This window comes from Streptomyces sp. SID3343 (assembly GCF_009865215.1).
In the GTDB taxonomy this organism is placed as follows: domain Bacteria; phylum Actinomycetota; class Actinomycetes; order Streptomycetales; family Streptomycetaceae; genus Embleya.
In genome coordinates this window covers 1-16,598 of sequence record NZ_WWJX01000161.1, presented here as the reverse complement: position 1 = coordinate 16,598, position 16,598 = coordinate 1, and the positions used below count along the sequence as shown (strand labels likewise).

The 16,598-nt window shown below is 70.3% G+C and carries 11 protein-coding genes and 2 pseudogenes; 7 read left to right on the top strand and 6 right to left on the bottom strand.

Annotation, left to right across the window (positions count from 1 at the left end; all coding sequences use genetic code 11):
• Nucleotides 1–84 precede the first annotated feature (84 nt).
• Nucleotides 85–2,295, top strand: a complete 2,211-nt coding sequence (locus GT354_RS56365) for a CHAT domain-containing protein (protein ID WP_161355047.1) — start codon at nucleotides 85–87, stop codon at nucleotides 2,293–2,295.
• 297 nt (nucleotides 2,296–2,592) lie between these two features.
• The gene (locus tag GT354_RS05560; protein ID WP_161355046.1) at nucleotides 2,593–4,956 is read left to right on the top strand and encodes a phosphoketolase family protein; all 2,364 of its coding nucleotides are present in this window, start codon (nucleotides 2,593–2,595) and stop codon (nucleotides 4,954–4,956) included.
• 112 nt (nucleotides 4,957–5,068) lie between these two features.
• Here GT354_RS05560 and GT354_RS05555 read toward each other — a convergent pair whose 3' ends face one another.
• From GT354_RS05555 to GT354_RS05540, 4 genes are all read right to left on the bottom strand, one after another.
• On the bottom strand, nucleotides 5,069–5,980 hold the full coding sequence (locus GT354_RS05555) for an acetate kinase (RefSeq protein ID WP_272923758.1): 912 nt from the start codon (nucleotides 5,978–5,980) through the stop codon (nucleotides 5,069–5,071).
• Nucleotides 5,981–6,189: 209 nt separating this feature from the next.
• A complete protein-coding gene (locus tag GT354_RS05550) occupies nucleotides 6,190–6,537 on the bottom strand; it encodes a hypothetical protein (protein ID WP_161355045.1) in 348 nt (115 codons plus the stop codon).
• 260 nt (nucleotides 6,538–6,797) lie between these two features.
• The gene (locus GT354_RS05545; RefSeq protein WP_346011875.1) at nucleotides 6,798–7,460 is read right to left on the bottom strand and encodes a response regulator transcription factor; all 663 of its coding nucleotides are present in this window, start codon (nucleotides 7,458–7,460) and stop codon (nucleotides 6,798–6,800) included.
• Nucleotides 7,461–7,563: 103 nt separating this feature from the next.
• Nucleotides 7,564–8,070 (bottom strand): universal stress protein, encoded by a 507-nt coding sequence (locus GT354_RS05540; protein WP_161355044.1) that lies wholly within the window; start codon nucleotides 8,068–8,070, stop codon nucleotides 7,564–7,566.
• Between the two features lie 218 nt (nucleotides 8,071–8,288).
• Between GT354_RS05540 and GT354_RS05535 the strand changes: the two genes are divergently transcribed.
• The 3 genes and pseudogenes from GT354_RS05535 to GT354_RS56360 form a co-directional block, all read left to right on the top strand.
• Complete coding sequence (locus tag GT354_RS05535) at nucleotides 8,289–9,992, top strand: GAF domain-containing protein (protein ID WP_346011874.1); 1,704 nt, start codon at nucleotides 8,289–8,291, stop codon at nucleotides 9,990–9,992.
• 273 nt (nucleotides 9,993–10,265) lie between these two features.
• Nucleotides 10,266–10,910: a DoxX family membrane protein gene (locus GT354_RS05530; RefSeq protein WP_161355043.1), complete on the top strand. Its 645-nt coding sequence runs from the start codon at nucleotides 10,266–10,268 to the stop codon at nucleotides 10,908–10,910.
• A gap of 152 nt (nucleotides 10,911–11,062) precedes the next feature.
• Nucleotides 11,063–11,680: pseudogene (locus GT354_RS56360) on the top strand (pyridoxamine 5'-phosphate oxidase family protein); the annotation flags it as partial.
• Nucleotides 11,681–11,784: 104 nt separating this feature from the next.
• Here the strand turns inward: GT354_RS56360 and GT354_RS53500 are convergent.
• Nucleotides 11,785–12,627 (bottom strand): hypothetical protein, encoded by an 843-nt coding sequence (locus GT354_RS53500; protein WP_237534421.1) that lies wholly within the window; start codon nucleotides 12,625–12,627, stop codon nucleotides 11,785–11,787.
• A 472-nt stretch (nucleotides 12,628–13,099) separates the two neighbouring features.
• Here GT354_RS53500 and GT354_RS05515 point away from each other — a divergent pair, with 472 nt between their 5' ends.
• Nucleotides 13,100–13,609 (top strand): universal stress protein, encoded by a 510-nt coding sequence (locus GT354_RS05515; protein ID WP_161355041.1) that lies wholly within the window; start codon nucleotides 13,100–13,102, stop codon nucleotides 13,607–13,609.
• A gap of 158 nt (nucleotides 13,610–13,767) precedes the next feature.
• Here the strand turns inward: GT354_RS05515 and GT354_RS05510 are convergent, their stop codons facing one another.
• Complete coding sequence (locus GT354_RS05510) at nucleotides 13,768–15,162, bottom strand: alpha/beta fold hydrolase (protein ID WP_161355040.1); 1,395 nt, start codon at nucleotides 15,160–15,162, stop codon at nucleotides 13,768–13,770.
• 576 nt (nucleotides 15,163–15,738) lie between these two features.
• Here GT354_RS05510 and GT354_RS05505 point away from each other — a divergent pair.
• Nucleotides 15,739–16,598, top strand: a pseudogene (locus GT354_RS05505) (hypothetical protein); the annotation flags it as partial.

Genomic DNA, 16,598 nt, shown 5'->3' with positions numbered 1-16,598 from the left:
CGGCGTCGCTCTCCCTGTCCCCAATACGAAAAGCGCACGTCGTTGGGGTTCGTTCCGCCGTTGCCGGGGCCCTATCCCCGATTCGTGATCGCGTACTTCCTCGACAGTTGGCGGGGGCGACACGAGCCGGGTTTCGTCGTCCGTACCCGCCGTGGTCTTCGCCATTACACCCGCTACCTGGCCACCGGCGACCGGGGCGAACTGGACGCGTCGGTACGCGAACTCTCCCAGGCACGGCGGCGGGTGACCGTGCCCCAACGGCGGCGACGGGTAATCGGTGCCAACAATCTCGCCGTCGCCCTGCTGAGCCGCTTCGATCGCGACGGCAATCCGGACGACCTGAACCGGGCCATCCGTACGCTGAGCCACGAGGCGTCGCAGCGCCTCGGCGACCGTTCCGCCGAGGCCGCCCGACTGGTCGCCCTCCTCGACGCCCTGAAGAAGAAAGACGACGTTGCGAAAACCCGGTCGCGCCCCCGGGCACCACGCCGCCCTCCGCCGGGGCCGTTACGGCAACTGCTGGAGGGCCGAGGCCCGGAGCCGGATGTCGACTCCGTGGGAACGTCCGTCGAGCCGTCACCACCGGCGGCCGGTATCGCCGCGGTCCAAGGCCAACTGGGCGCCATGACCTCGCTGCCCGTCCCGGCGCGTGTCCAGGCCCTGCGCTCGTCCGGGTACGCGATGGCGAGCGCCGCGGGGCCCGCCGCCGGATACCGCGACCTCGCGGCAGCCGTGAGGCTCCTGCCCCGCGCCGTCGCGGGACATCACTTTGCCGTCGATCCCGCAGACATCACCGACGCGGCCACCCACGCAAAGCTGTTGACCGAGGGCACCGGGCTCGCCGCCGACGCGGCCGCCTGCGCCATCGCGGCCGGCCACTCCGTGCGAGCCTTGGAACTCTTCGAGGCCGGACGCGCGCTCCAGTGGGACGCGCTGCTGCATCGCTCCATCAGGGCGGAGACGTACGTGGTGCAGCCCCGCCTCGCCAGGCGCATCGAACGCGTGGTCGCGAGCGAACACAGACACGCTCGAACACCCACGAATCCGGATATGATCCAGGCCCGTCGATGGTCTTTCCTCGATGCGGGAGCCGACGCATGGGAAATCGCCGGTCGTACCTGGCAACGACTGCGCTGGCACATCGCTGCCCGTACGGCGAAGACGCAACTCCCTGCGACCCTGCGCGTGCCGATCTACAAGCACGACCTCCGGCCCGCCGCGAGCGAGGGCCCGGTCGTCGTGGTCGTCGTCAGTCGCTTCGGCTGCTACGCGCTGATCGTACGGAGCGATCGCGACGTACCGGACGTGGTCGAACTTCCCGACCTCGATGCCGAATCGGCCGGGAAGCGGGCCGATCGCTACCTACGGGCCCTCAACGGTGGCCCGGGGCCCACCCGTGAACGCGCCGTCGACGACACCATCCTCTGGCTCTGGCGCACCCTCGCCTCTCCCGTGCTTCGGGTACTCGCGCCCTCGGAAGAAGAGGGTCGACTACCACGGGTGTGGTGGTGCCCTTCGGGAGTTCTGGGCGCGCTGCCACTGCACGCGGCCACCGCTCCGTGGTTCGGGCCGGGCAACCCCACTGCCTCGCTGCCCGCGCGCGTCGTCTCCTCGTATACACCCACACTCCGTGTCCTCGTCTGGGCCCGGGCGGCCCGAGATCTGCGGGGTGCCAATCGACGTACCGGTGCGCAGGACGTCCGTCGGTTCCTGCTCGTGTCGGTCTCCGACCGGCCTGGAGACGTGGCCATCCCGGCGGCGGCCAGGACCCGCGACCAGCTCAGGTATCTGATTCCGCCCCACCGCCTGTCGCTGCTCGAAGGCCCGGACGCCACCTGGCAATCGGTCACCGGGAGCCTGGGAACGCACCCCTGGGTCCACTTCGACTGCCACGGAGTCCAGGACCTCGATCACCCGTCGCGAACGGGGCTGGTCCTCCAGGACCGCACGCTGACCGTGGCCGACCTCGTCGGGATCCGCACCGGCCGACCGGAGTTCGCCTTCCTCGCGGCCTGTACGACGGCCCGGCCGCACGCCCTGATGCCCGACGAAGTGGTCTCGCTGACCTCGGCTCTGCAATATGGGGGATACCAGCACGTGATCGGCACGCAGACGACGATCTCCGATCGCGCCTCCGCCCGCGTGGCCGAGACCCTTTACCGCTCCCTCGCCCGCGACGGACGAATCAGACCCGACAACAGCGCGCGCCTGCTACACGAGGCCACCCTGAAGGAACGCGCGGCACGCCCACACCACCCGAGCGGCTGGGTGCCGTTCGTACACATCGGGGTGTAGCCTCCCGACGGACCTGGGCCGTGGCCCATCGAGGCCGACACCCCCCACGACACCTTTCGCCCCAGGCGCCACACGAGCGTTCCCGGAACGCCCCCGAAAGGGCGTACAAATACGGCCGCTTCGTGAAATACCGCCGTTCGGGGCCGCCGTCGACAGACCACCTCCGGGCACGGCCCGCCGTCTCGGCCGGTCGGGCCTGGACGGCCCCCTCTCGTAGGGCCGTTCGGCCCTTCACCCTCTCCGCTTCAAGCACCAGCGTGGAGTCGAGCGAGACCCGGGCGCACGAGAGGAAGACCGATGACGATGGCGATTCCCGCAGGACCCGATCTGACGATGGTCGACGCTTGGTGGCGGGCCGCGAATTATCTCGCGGTGGGCCAGATCTATCTGAAAGGCAACCCACTTCTGGTCGAACCGCTGCGGCCCGACCACATCAAGCCGCGCCTGCTTGGGCACTGGGGTACCTCCCCCGGCCTGAACCTGATCTACGCGCACCTGAACCGGGTGATCCGCGAACGCGGCACGCACGCGATGCACGTCACGGGCCCCGGGCACGGTGGCCCCGCCGCCCTTGCCGGTTCCTGGCTGGACGGCACCTACAGCGAGCGCTACCCGAACGTCTCGCGGGACGAGGCCGGCATGGCCGCGCTGTTCCGCCAGTTCTCCTACCCGGGTGGTGTGCCCAGCCATATCGCACCAGGCGTGCCCGGCTCCATCCACGAGGGGGGCGAGCTCGGGTACAGCCTCTCGCACGCGTTCGGGGCGGCCTTCGACAATCCCGACCTGGTCGTGGCCTGCGTGATCGGTGACGGCGAAGCCGAGACCGGCCCGCTGGCCGCGTCCTGGCACGGCACCAAGTTCCTCAGCCCGCGAACCGACGGCACGGTGTTGCCGATCCTGCACCTGAACGGCTGGAAGATCGCCAACCCGACACTGCTCGCCCGGATGCCACGCGAGGAACTGGACGCGCTGCTGACCGGCTACGGCTGGCGCCCCATCCATGTCGAGGGCGACGAACCCACGTGCGTGCACGCCGCGTTCGCCGCCGCGTTGGACGAGGCACTGGACGAGATCACCGACCTCAAGGCCACCTCTGGGGGACGCCCGCGGTGGCCGATGATCGTGCTGCGCACCCCGAAGGGCTGGACCGGCCCGCGCACGGTGGACGCCCTCCCGGTCGAGGGTACGTGGCGCGCGCACCAGGTCCCGCTGGCCGGCGTGCGCGAGAACCCGGAGCACTTGGCAGCCCTCGAGACGTGGATGCGTTCCTACCGCCCGGACGAGCTCTTCGACCGGGACGGCCGGCCGACCGCGGCCGTGCTTGCCAACGTGCCCACCGGCCGCGCCCGCCTGGGCGCGGTCCCCGAGGCCAACGGCGGTACCGTGCTGCGGGATCTACCGCTGCCGGACCCGCACGTCTTCGCGGTCAAGGTGACCGAGCCCGGCGTGTCCTCGTCGGAGCCCACCCGGGCGCTCGGCGAGTATCTGTGCGAGGTGTTCGCCCGGACCGCGGCTCGACGCGATTTTCGTTTGTTCGGGCCGGACGAGACCGAGTCGAATCGGCTCGGCGCGGTCTACGGCGCGACGGCCAAGGCCTGGCAGGAGCCGATCACCGACCTCGACGCGCATCTGGCTCCGGACGGGCGGGTCGTGGAGATCCTGTCCGAGCACACCTGCCAGGGGATGCTGGAGGGCTACCTCCTGACGGGACGTCACGGCGTGTTCTCGTGCTACGAGGCGTTCACGCACATCGTGTCGTCGATGTTCAACCAGCATGCCAAGTGGCTGCACGCCTCCCGGGAGATCGGCTGGCGTCCGCCGATCGCGTCGCTCAACTACCTGCTCACCTCTCACGTGTGGCGCCAGGACCAGAACGGCTTCTCACACCAGGATCCCGGGTTCGTCGACCATGTGATCAACAAACGCCCGGAAGTCGTCCGGGTGTACCTGCCACCGGACACCAACACCCTGCTGTCGGTGGGCGACCATGTACTGCGCAGCCGCGGCCTGGTCAACGTGATCGTCGCCGGCAAGACCCCCGGCCCGAACTGGCTGACGATGGACGAGGCGATGTTGCACTGCGCGCGCGGCGCCGGTATCTGGGAGTGGGCCTCCAACGACGACGGCGACCCCGACGTGGTTTTGGCCTGCGCCGGTGACGTGCCGACCCTGGAGACGCTCGCCGCCGTCGACCTGATCCGTCGGCACCTGCCGGATCTGCGAGTACGCGTGGTCAACGTGGTCGACCTGATGCGCCTGCTGCCCGAGAGCGAGCACCCGCACGGCATGCCCGACGCGGATTACGACGCGCTGTTCGGCACCGACGTGCCGGTGATCTTCGCGTACCACGGCTATCCGTGGCTGATCCACCGGCTCGCCTATCGTCGCCACAACCACGACGAGTTGCACGTACGCGGGTACAAGGAGAACGGCACCACCACCACGCCGTTCGACATGGTCGTGCTCAACGACATGGACCGCTACCAGCGCGTGATCGACGTCATCGACCGCGTCCCCGGTCTGAGGGCACGCGCCGCCACCGTGCGTCAGACCATGCTCGACGCACGGGCCAGGCATCGCGGATGGATCCTTGAACACGGTGAGGACGTGCCCGAGGTTCGGGACTGGACCTGGTCGTCGGACTCCCCGAGTACGCACTGAGCGCCCAGGGACCGTGAAGACGGCCGCCGGTATCCGCGGGCTCGCATGCCGAGCCGCCGACGAAGCGTCGCGCCGGACACGTCCGGGGCGCATCCCGGTGGCGGGCGGACGATCAGCCCGACACCCCGCGGGTCTCGCGCGCGATCCACACGTCCTCGCGGGCGGTGACCACGACGGTTCGCACCGGTGCGTCCGACGCTCCGATCTCGGCGTCGCCCACCGCTCGCGCGTTGGCGCCCGGGTCCAAGCCCACGCCCAAGAACCCCAGTTCGGCAACCGCCTGGGCCCGTACGCCGTCGTCGTGTTCGCCCACGCCGCCGGTGAACACCAGGATGTCCATGCCGCCCATCGCGGCGGCCATGGCCGCGATCCCGGTACGCACCCGGTAGGCATAGATGGCGCGGGCCAGTCGGGCGCGGAGGTCGCCCGCGTCGGCGTCGACCCGGATCGCGCGCATGTCACCGCCGTGTCCGGCCAGCGCGCTCAGTCCGGCCTCGTGTTCCAACACGTTCTCGAGTCGGTCGAGTTCGACGCCGTTTCGTTGCAGCCATACGAGCATTCCCGGGTCCAGGTCGCCCGCGCGGGTGGCCATCACCAGACCCTCGGTAGGGGTGAAGCCCATGGTGGTGTCGACGGATACGCCGCCTCGGACCGCGGCCAGCGACGCTCCGGCGCCGAGGTGGCAACTGACCACGCGCGCCGATGTCGCATCGAGGTCGGTGAGTTCGCTCGCCCGCGCCGAGGCGTAGGCGTGCGACAGGCCATGGAAGCCGTAGCGACGCAGACCCCACCTGGCGCGCCACTCCTGGGGGAGCGCATACGTGCTCGCCTCGGCCGAAAAGCGTGTGGTGGAAGGCGGTGTCGAAGCAGGCGACGGAAGGAAGTTCAGGGCACAACTCGCGGACCGCGTCGATGCCGGCGATCGCGCGGTCCTGGTGCAGGGGCGCCAACGAGCGTAGGGCGACGATCCGCGCGTACACCCTGGGATCAAGCCGGACCGGGCCGGTGAAGTCGGGGCCACCATGCACGATCCGATGCCCGACGGCACGAATGGAATCCGCCGAGCGTACGAAGTCGGCGATCGCCTCGGAGGGCATCGTTTCGACGCAGCGCAAGTCCGTCGTGCGGGCGATCGAGTCGTCCGGCTCGACCACCGACAGTTTCAGGCTCGACGAGCCCGCGTTGACCACCAGGACCCGTCCGGGGTTGGCCGGGTTCGGACCGTACTCCGGTTCAGCACGCATCGCGGACCACCATGTCGGCCGGAGTCCGCAGCCGCTCGCGGTCGGCGGCGAGTTCGGCGTCACTCACCTGTTCCCACCGGCGGCCGATCGGCTGCCACCACGGCGGTCGTCCGGCGCGCAAGTGGGTTTCGCGCTTACCCCATTCGAGGTCTGCCAGGACGAGAGACATCGGCGCCGGCGACGAGGTTACCGTGCCCGGTGCCGGTCCGATGTTCATCGAGCGCAGGTACAGCGTGCACGACTTCGCGCGGCGGCCTGCGAACCGGCCGCGCGGAGACGCGAGATCCGTGCGATGGTGAGCGAACGAGAACACGGCGGCCGCCTCCTGGTGGTTCATGCGTCGATCCGGTTCCCAGCACACCGCATCCCGGGCTCGCGCGCCCGGGCCGAACGGCCCTGTGCTCGGGGTAGTGCGGCCCTGACTCGCGTGCGACATCGGCGACACACCGAGAACGTCGTCACTGCCGAATCCGACCTCGATTACCGGGACATCGCAGGCCTGCCAAAGACGTGGCGGGTCAGTGCGCTACCGGTGGTGGCCTACGAGTCGCGTGCTCGGCATCGTGTCCGAGGGCGGCCTCCGGCATACCCGGGTGGTCAGCTCCGGTGTCGCTCGTTGCCTTGGTGTAGTTGGGTCACGTACACGGCTGCCTGGACCCGGCGTTCGAGACCGAGCTTGTTCAGCACCGCCGAGACGTAGTTCTTGACGGTCTTCTCCGCCAGACCCAGGCTCTCGGCGATCTCCCGGTTCGTCTGGCCCTGGGCGATGTGCCCCAGGACCTGCTTCTCGCGCTCGCTGAGCCCGGCCGGGCCCGGCTCGGCCGCAGGGCCGTTGCGGACTCGGTCCAGGACGCGTGTGGTCACCGCCGGGTCCAGCAGCGACTGCCCGGCGGCCACCGCGCGCACGGCCGCGATCAGGTCCTGCCCGCGGATCTGCTTGAGCACGTAGCCGGCGGCACCCGCCATGATCGCCGCGAACAACGCGTCCTCGTCGTCGTACGACGTCAGGATCAGCGCGTTGATCTCCGGGAACCGAGAGCGGACCTCACGGCACACGTCGATGCCGGTGCCGTCCGGCAGTCGGCCGTCCAGTATGGCAACGTCCGGTCGCAGCGCCGGAATGCGTCGCGCGGCCTCGACGGCGGAGCCCGATTCGCCCACGATCTCGATGTCGGGTTCGCCGCCGAGCAGATCCGCCAGGCCCCTGCGGACCACCTCGTGATCGTCCAACAGGAACACGCGAATGGGTGATGTGGACACGGCCCTCCTCGGGAGGTCGGTCGGACTCCGTTGTCGGGCACCGAAAAACGCGTCCTCACCTCTCACCGTAGTGGGCGGTACCGCCCCACCGGAACCGCAACTGTCACCGATCAGCGGATACCACGACGGGCGCGGCGCCGACGGTGACGACGGGACACCGTGCGCAACGCAGGCAGTCGCGGGTGACGGGTCCGAGCGGGCGCCGGTCCGCATGGCGCGAGCGACTGCCCAGGACGAGCAGCGATGCCTCGTTCGCGGCGTCGAGCAGGACCGCGACGGCGGGCCCCTCGCTCGGCTGCCGAATCACCGTCGGTCCGAAACGCGCGTGGTGCGCGGCCTGTTCGGCCGTGTCCATCGGTTCGCGGACCCGCCCGCGCCGCGCGATCGGGTCGACGAGGTCGCGCATCGGCGCGTCGTGCGCGCGGTGGGCGGGGGCCGGTTCCCAGGCGTGCACCAGGCGCACTGCCGCTCCCCGCAGAGCCGCCTCGTGTGCGGCCCACAGAACGGGTCCGTGGTTGAGCAAGGGGTCGGCGTCGATCCCGACCACGACGCACGGCGGGACGCAGTGCTGCGGGCGCGGGTCCGTCGTTTCCTCCGCTGGGACGTGCACCTCGGCCTGCTCTGCCTCGGTGGCGCCGCACAGGGCCTTCCGGCCCCGCTCTCGGCCCTCTCCCCAGGGCCGTTCGGCTCCTCGATCGGATCCGCAGCCGGCACCGGTCGAACCGAACCGCGAGGTGCGCCCGAGGCCGAGTGCAGACGCGGGCGACCGGGTTTGACACGATGGCACTCGGGACCGTCCCGACGCGTCACCGAACCGTTGGAGGGGCTGTGACGTCGGACCAGCAACCCGCGCTGCCACGTATGCGCCTGGACGAGTTGCTGGACGAGCTCCAGGCCCATGTCGAGGTGGTCCGCGCGACCCGGGATCGAGTGAGCGGGTTACTGGAGGCCGTACTGTCGGTGGGCAGCGACCTGGACTTGGAGACCGTGCTCCGCCGGATCGTCGAGTCGGCGGCGACGCTCGTCGACGCCGAGTACGGCGCCCTCGGCGTGATCGGCGACGAGGAACAACTCGCGCGGTTCCTGACGGTGGGCTTGGACCCCGAGACGAGCCGGCGGATCGGACCGTACCCCACCGGACGCGGCATCCTGGGGCTGATCATCCGCGACCCCCACCCGCTGCGCCTGCACGACCTCTCGCAACACGAGGATTCGTTCGGCTTTCCGGACGGCCACCCGCCGATGAACACCTTCATGGGTGTCCCGATCCGCATCCGTAACACGGTGTTCGGCAACCTCTACCTCACCGAGAAACGCGGCGGTGTGGACTTCGACGAGGACGACGAGGCGGTGTTGCGCACACTCGCGGCCGCGGCCGGCGTCGCCATCGACAACGCGCGCCTGTTCGACGACGTGCGCCGACGCGAGCGCTGGTTGGCCGCCAGTTCGGAACTGACCCGCAGTCTGCTCTCCGGCGACGCCCCCACGGACGTCCTGCAATCCTTCACCGCGACCATCCGCGACATGGCCGATGCCGACCTGGTCACTCTGGCGGTCCCGGTCCCCGGGACCGGGGACCTGGTTGTCGAAGCCGCCGAGGGCCCGTTCGCGGAGCGGATCCGAGGGTTGGTCCTGACGGGCGAAAGCACGTTGATGGGCAAGGTGTTCAGCTCGGGCGAGACGATCACCAGCACGGAACTCAGCCATGACCCGGGCGCAGTGGTCGCCCATGCGGTGGGGCTCGATCTCGGATCGGCGTTCCTGGTGCCGTTGGGCACGCCCGAGCGGGTCCGAGGTGTGCTCCAGATCGCCAACCGAGTGGATCGTCCACAACTGGCGGAGGCCGTGGTGCGCATGATCACCGGCTTCGCCGACCATGCGGCGCTGGCACTGGAGATCGCCGAACGGCGTCGCGACGCGGAGTTGCTGACCGTCTTCCAGGACCGCGACCGGATCGCGCGTGACTTGCACGACCTGGCCATCCAGCGCCTGTTCGCCACCGGCATGACCCTGCAGAGCGCGACCCGCTTCATCGACCACCCGGAGGCGCTGGAGCGTGTCGAGTCCGCGGTCGACGCGTTGGATGACACGATCAAGGTCATCCGCTCGACGATCTTTTCGCTCAAGGCCCAGGGCCGTGACACCGGCACCGGGCTGCGTGCACGCTGCCTGCGCGAAATGGACGCGGCCACCGAGATGCTCGGCTTCGCCCCGATGCTGCGTGTGGACGGTCTGGTGGACACTCTGGTTCCGGACCCGATTGCCGTACACGTCATCGCGGTCCTGCGCGAAGCGCTGGCGAACGCGGCTCGGCACGCACACGCGAGTCGCGTCGAGACGCACGTGGAAACGAACGACGAGCGACTGCGGGTGCGAATACTCGACGACGGTGTGGGACCACCCGCCACCACGACCCGCGAGAGCGGCTTGGGCAATCTGCGCGAACGGGCCGAAAGTCTGGGCGGCTCCTGCTCCTTCGGCCCCGGATCGAACGGCGGCGCGATCCTGGAATGGTGTGTCCCGCTGGCCTGACGACACGCTCTCTACGACACGCTCCCTACAGCTTCGCACCGCACCCGTCCGGTCGGGCCGGGCCGGGCCGGGCACACCGGGTTCCACCACGGGTGCCTCCGCCTGGTCGCGCCTTTCGGCTGACGGCAACCGGCTGTTGGACCCGGCGGGTCGGGCCGGTCGGCCCTGTGGCCGGGACCCCGCCCCGCTGGAGGCTGATGTCACGACCGCAGGAATCACGTCGGCGGTCGAGCGCCGGGCGATGCGCCCGGCGTCCATCGGGAGGGAACCGACATGGCGACGTCGCACGGCCACCGTTTGACTCCGCGCTTCCATCTGCAGAACCGCTCGACCCCCGCAAGCCGGCCTGCGGCCGACAACACCGCGCGCGACGTGACGACGGCGTCCTCGGCGATCGCGTCGGTTCGCGCCGATGTCGCCATTGCGGGACTTCGGATCGTGCTGGGTTTCGTGTTCTTGTGGGCATTCCTCGACAAGGCCTTCGGGTTCGGCTACGCCACTGCGGGTGGCAAGGGTTGGGTCGACGGCGGCTCCCCCACCCAGGGCTTCCTGTCGCACGTGCACGTCGGACCGATGGCGGGGTGGCTGCGCGGCTGGGCCGGCGAGCCATGGGCGGACTGGCTGTTCATGCTCGGCCTGCTCAGCGTCGGCGTCGCCTTGATCCTGGGCGTCGGCATTCGCTTGGCGGCCCTGGCCGGCACCGCCATGATGGCGCTGATGTGGATCGCCGAATGGCCGCCCGCCAAACACTTGGACACCGGCAGGGCCACCTCCTCCACCAACCCGTTCACCGACTACCACGTCGTCTACGCGACATCCCTGATCGCCTTGGCCGCGATCGCCGTAGGCAGCCGACTGGGCCTGGGCGCCGTGTGGGCCCGTCTGCCGATCGTCCGACGCAACCGCTGGCTGCTCTGACCCATCTGCGGCTCGGCCGGGAGCCCATGCGACGGTTGCCGGCCGAACCTGTTTAGTCATCCCACACGTCAGCCGCCCCAGGGGGCCCGGCATCACGCGAGGACCCGTCCGCACATCCGGAGGAACCCGCCCCCACGCCGACCCCCGATCCCATGCGCCGCGATCCCGAAGACGAACTTCCCGAGCTGCTATGGCGGTGGCTCGCGCATGCGGCGCCGCCGGGCACGCCGGTTCCGAGCCCGCCGGCGGTGCACTCGCACGGCGACATCCGGGTCCGGCGACGGTTGTGCCGCTTCGAGGACCGACGAGTCCTGATCCGCCCCACCGGTTTCCGCCGAGGCTTTCCACCCGAGGATTTGTTCTGGAGAGTTGGGTCCGTCCCGCGACCACAGGGCCCTTCGGCCCTTCCCTGGATCGGGTCGGGATTCGAGGGTGGGGAAATGAGCGAACACGCCCCGACGAAACGCCCTCTGGGTCGCCACGAGACCCTGGAGCTGATGGCGAGCGCATCGCTGGGACGCGTCATCGTGAGCGAGAGCGCTCTTCCCGCCGTCCACCTGGTGGCCTTCGCGCTCGACCGGGAGTGTGTGGTGTTTCGCACCCCGATCGGCTCGTCACTGGTCAAGGCGGCCCGTGACACGGTGGTCGCGTTCCAGGCGGACCACATCGACCAGGCTGCGGATACCGGCTGGACGGGCACCATCACCGGCCACGCGTCCCTCGTCCAGGACCCCGCGATCGTCGCTCGTCTGGACCGCCTGCTGCCCCAAGTCGAGGGCGGTGACGAACAACAGGCGTGGTTTCGCGTCACCTCGGAGCTCGTCACCGGTCACCTCATACACGGGATCGCCGCCCCGAGGCCGCCGATGGCGTCTCAGCAGGGAAGAGTGGAGCGGCCGGCTGCGCCGGTCGCCCCGGTCGTACCGTCCGCGCCGAAAGTGGCGGCGGTGCCGTTGCCACCGGGCTTGCCGGGGCACACCGGGCTGGCCGCGCCCCCGGCGCCTCCAAGGCCGCCCTGGTGACCGCCGCCCGCCGTGGAGGCGCCGCCGTTGCCGCCCTTGCCGCCGGCGATCCCGGTGCCGGCGTTGCCGACGCCACCTACGCCGCCCTTGCCACCGGTCCCGCCGAGTGTGGCACCACCGCCGAGGCCGCCGTTGCCGCCGTTTCCGTTCGCTCCGCCCGCGCCACCGGTGCCACCGGCACCACCGATGCTTCCGTTGCCGTCGGCGTTGCCACCGGCACCACCGAGGCCGCCGTTGCCGTTCGCTCCGGCAGCGCCACCGGTGCCACCCAGGCCGCCGAGACCGCCGTTGGAGCCCACGCCGTTGGCACCGTTGGCACCGGGCAGGCCGAGAATGCCAAGGCTGATGCGGGTCCCGGCGCCACCGGCGTCGGCCCGCGCCGACGCGGAGGCAAGGGTTGGGGTCGCGAGGCCGGCCACGGCGATCGCGGCGACCACAAGGGTCCGGGAAATGGCGGGAGTGCGCATGAAGCGCATGGGAATGCCTTCCGATTGCGCGGTCGGAGAAATTCTCCGGCCGACAAAAGAACAGCCTACGCCGAAATATCCTATTCCCCCGTTTGCACTTGTTTTATTTCTCGAAATGGCTCTATTGATAGAATTTTCTCTGTATAAGACATAAAAGAGTCTGATCACGAGCTCCGAAGTCGCACGAATCCACGTGTCATCGGCTTCGTCGGCCGGCTTCGTCGGCAAGAGTTCACCCGATGGCTGAATGTCCGCTCGGTCGTCGATCCGGCGGGACGCACGATCACAGTGGCCGTCGAGCCGGTCCTCTCGGGGCGCGTACCGTCGTCGCCCGGTCCGGGTCGGCCGGTCGACGGACGGTGCCGCGGGGGCGGGTGAACCACATCGTGCGGTCCACGGCGTGCGCGTGCGGCGCCGGTCCGCGGCCCTACCGAGGCGGCGCGGTCGGGCGCAACGACTACGACGAGGTGCCGGCGCACGCCAGGGCCGCGCAGGATGTCGGCCTGCGGGTCGCCGGAACCATCCGGATGTGCCCCGTACGCCTCGTACGCGCGACCTGGTGTCCTCCGTTCAAACGGGCCACCCGGCCCTGGCGACGATCCCGCCGCCGACGCAGGCTGGTGAGGTGAGCCATGGCGCCCGCAGCCGCCCGCCGCGAGGGGCGCCGGCCGCCCCGACCACACACGACAGGGAGACCGATATGCACACGAACAACAAGCACCAGGCACCGGGCGCCGCAGCCGTGACGGCGCGGGTACATGAGGTGTACGAGGCCGCCATGGAGCCGCACGATCGCCGGCGGCGGGTCGTGGTGGGCCTGGATGGTTCCTACGGGTGCGTTGTCGCCCTGCGCTGGGCGGCAAAGCAGGCGCGCGAGCGGGGGTCGGTGCTGGATGTGGTGGCGGTATGGCAGCAACCCGATGACGCGAAGCCGGACTTCCCGGGAAGTGATGCCCCGGTGGAGGTGGCTCGCGAGCGCCTGCGGCACGCATTGGCCGAGTTGTTCCGCGACCCGGAGGCGCCGACCCGGGTCTTGGCGGCCCCGATCGAGGGGCCGCCCGGAAGCGTGCTGGTGAACCGGGCGAAGGAAGCGGAGCTGCTGGTCCTGGGCACGACGAGTATCCACTCGCCGGAGAACCCGGGCGGAGTCGGCCTGTACTGCCTGCGCCACAGCCGCACGCCGGTGGTGTTCGTACCGGCCCCGGAGTAAGGACGAGACCGTTGCCCGGTTCGCGAAAGGGGGCAGCCCCAGCCACCGCGGCCCGTGGTGGATCGGGAACACCAGGTGCCGGGCCGAGCGGATTCCGGTTGTCGGCGAGGCGCCGGGCGGCTTCGTCCGCCTGTGGGACCGCTCGGCGACGGCGTGCGCTACTTCAGTAGGAAGTCGTACACCGCCTGCCGTCCGGCCGGGTTCGTCGCCCGGTTCTGCACCGAGTGCGCCGCCCCGGGCACGATCACGATCCGCGGATCGTGCACCGAGCGGGCCTGCTGGTGGAGCAGTTCGTACGGCGTGGAAAGGTCCCGGTCGCCGCCGAGCAGCAGGACCGGAACGTTCGGCAGCATGCGGTGGCCCGGGGGCGTGGGAGGCACCTGTTCGCGCGGCCAGGCGAGGCAGACCAGGAGGCTGCCGAGCCCGGTGGCGGTCGCCGGGTCGTAGGGCCAGGTCTGCTCGGCCGTCAGCCGCCGCCCGGTGTGCTCGAGCGCCGCCGCGCGGCCCGCGATGGGGGTGTCGGTGGTGCCCCACGGGAAGTGCGAGTCGGCGCACAGGGCGGCGGAGTGCAGCCCCTGGCTGAGCTCTTCGGCCGACGCGGTGTCGACCTGCCGGCGGACGAGCTCGAAGAGGTCACGGAGCTTCGCGGGCTGCCCGGCGGCGGCCTCGTGCAGGGTTTCCGGGACCCCTGCGTAGTCCGGGTCGACGAACCCGTAGCCGGTGAGCGTGCTCAGGATCTGCGCCCCGTTGCCGTAGCGCCGAACGGTGGCGGCGAGGTCGGCGGCCGGGTCGGTCGTGCAGTCGGTGGCCAGGCACGCGGCCCGCAGAACCCGGGCACTCGCGGGCAGCGCGGCCAGGTCCAGCGGGTCGTAACCCTGTTGCGGCACCACCGAGTCGAGCACCAGCCGGGTCACGTGCGCCGGGTGGGCGAGCGCGTACCGTTCGGCGACGAAGCTGCCGTACGAGACCCCGTCCAGGGTCAGGCGCCGGTCGCCGAGGGCGCGGCGCAGCAGGTCGATGTCGGCGACGGTGTCCGCCGTGCTGTAGTGACGGGCGTTGGGGCCGAGAGCGGCGGCGCACTCGGCGATCGACTGCCTGCGTGGTACGGCGAGGTCGGAGGAGCCCATGTCCGCCTGGAGGCCCGGGCAGCGGAGCGCGCCCCGGCCGGTGCCGCGCTGGTCGTACATCACCAGCCGGTAGGCCTTCAGGACGGGCGCCAGCCGGCTCGCCATCCGCCTCATCGCCGAGACTCCGGGCTGGCCGGGGCCACCGGTGAGGAACAGCAGGTCGCCTTTGGGCGCCGTGGTGTTGCCGGTGACGGCCACATCGAGGCCGAGGGTGCCGGGAGTGGCACCGCTGTGGTCGAACGGGACGGTCAGGGTTGCGCAGGTGAACTCGGGGGCGTCCGGGCACGGTGCCCGACCGGTGATCTCGCCGACGCGGGCGGATTCGACCGGGCCGGCGACACCGGCCGAAGGGGTGACGGGGGTGGCGCCGGCGATCATTGCGAGGGCGCCCAGCAGGGCGGCGATGCGGCCGCGCGTGCTCGTCATGTTCGTCCTTTCGCTCGCGCCGCGTCCGCGCTGACACGGTCACGGAAACAGCCTGGGCCGCGACGGCACCCGCGCCGGTCGGACTCGCCGAGAAGTGAACCGTCAAGACCCGGACGGCCTCGCGACGCGGATGCCGTGCCGGGCCGGTCACGATTTTCGCGCCGACGCGTGAATCCGCGGTTGGAGAGTCACCCGTGCCGATCCGATCGAGCGCGATGACGCAGAAGGGGCGACCGGCGCCGTCGGGGTGGATCCGTCGACGGCGCCACCGGACTCGGGCGGGTCGAGGCCAACAGCCCGGGTGTATCGATTTTTGTCGGGCGGCCTGTCATACGAGAAGGCCACCCGCAGCGTTCTCCCCACAGAGGGAGTCGACCGGATTCCCCGGCGAGGAGAAGGAACGAGCCGGCGATGGAATCGATGTCGACCACCACCGGCTCGCTCGTCACTCCGGGGACATCGACTCGTTTTGGTGAGTGTCGCGTGGTCGCCGACCTCACGGATGGGTCACACCCGCACCGCGACGGAAGAAGCGGTTCGCGCCGAGCACCACACGTACGAGGATCGGAGCAGTCCATGTCAACTGAAACCCAAGGTCGGTCGGCGGTGGCCGCCCTGCACCCCTCGGCTCCGGATTTCGGTCCCCGCATCGACGGATACCAGCCCTACCAGGGCCAGACCGGATGCGATCCGACACCCAAGCCGGGCGTCCTGAGCATCCGCGACCTGCTGAAGGCCACGTACGGTCGCGGCGACCTCGGAATCGGCCGGTCGTGCGGTGCGGAAGGGCGCAGCGAACACAAGGAGGGTCGAGCGCTCGACTATCCCTTCAACGCAAACGACGGAAATCAACGAGCGCAGGGGGACGCTCTGGTCGCCTGGTTGTTGGCGACCGACCGATGGAACAACCAGCATGCCCTCGCCCGGCGCATGGGCGTCATGTACCTCATCTGGAACCGCCGCATCTGGGCGGCGAACACGAAATCGTGGTCCGCGTACAGCGGAAGCAGCCCGCATACCGATCACGTGCACATCAGTTTCGGCTGGCCGGGTGCGCGCAAGCAGACGACATGGTGGACCGAATCCGTTCTGGGTGGTCCGGAGATGGTGCTGTGGGGAAACGGCACGATCGGGACGTACGCGGTACAGGCGGACGGAAACGTGTACGGGCGGGGGCAGTCCGCGCCCGGGGCGGGCTTCGGTCCGTGGCAACAGTTGAGCTCGCAGGGCGGGTTCGCGGGTCGGCCCTCGGTCGTGCGATACGCCGACGGCACGATCAGCGTGTACGTGCGGACCACGGGCGGGGTGGTGATGGGGACGGGCAACAAGGCGGGCCCGGGAAGCGACTTCAAGCCGTGGCAACAGACCACACCCGGCGGAGCGATGGCCGTCACGGGCGATCCCGAGGTCGTCCTGCGGCCCGACGGAACCCTGGG